This is a genomic window from Caballeronia sp. M23-90, from assembly GCF_053574605.1.
The window spans coordinates 1-421 of record NZ_JBSIPA010000977.1; the positions used below are offsets into that span (position 1 = coordinate 1).

Annotated in this window: 1 protein-coding gene; it reads left to right on the forward strand. The window is 59.4% G+C overall.

Features of this window, described 5'->3' with window-relative positions:
• Positions 1 to 368 (forward strand): DDE-type integrase/transposase/recombinase (locus ACRXB1_RS37400; protein ID WP_449494940.1); only part of this gene is annotated, 368 nt, incomplete at its 5' end.
• Between the last annotated feature and the right edge of the window lie 53 nt (positions 369 to 421).

Consider the following 421-nt stretch of genomic DNA (forward strand, 5'->3'; position numbering starts at 1 on the left):
GTGTGCTGCGTTCGAGCCCGGTGCCGCGCAAGATCGTCACCGATCAGTTGCGCAGCTATCCGGCGGCAAAAGCCGAGATCCCGGAGCTTGCGAACGTGGAGCACGTGTTTGTCAAAGCGGCAGCTCGGCTGAACAACCGCGCAGAGAATAGCCACCAACCGACACGCGAACGCGAGCGTCGCATGCGCGGCTTTCGCGACCCGAAACGCACACCAAAATTTCTCTCGTGCTTCGGGCCGATCCGGCAACATTTCGCGCTTAAGCGCCATCTACTGCGCGCTTCACTCTATCGCAAACAACTCGCCGCCCGGTTCGTTGCATGGCGAGAATTCGCCGAACTCACCGAAAATCCGTCGGCCGCTTTCTGATAGTCGTCACACCTGCCGTCGTGTCATCTCACTGTCGGTAACTTGACAATGCC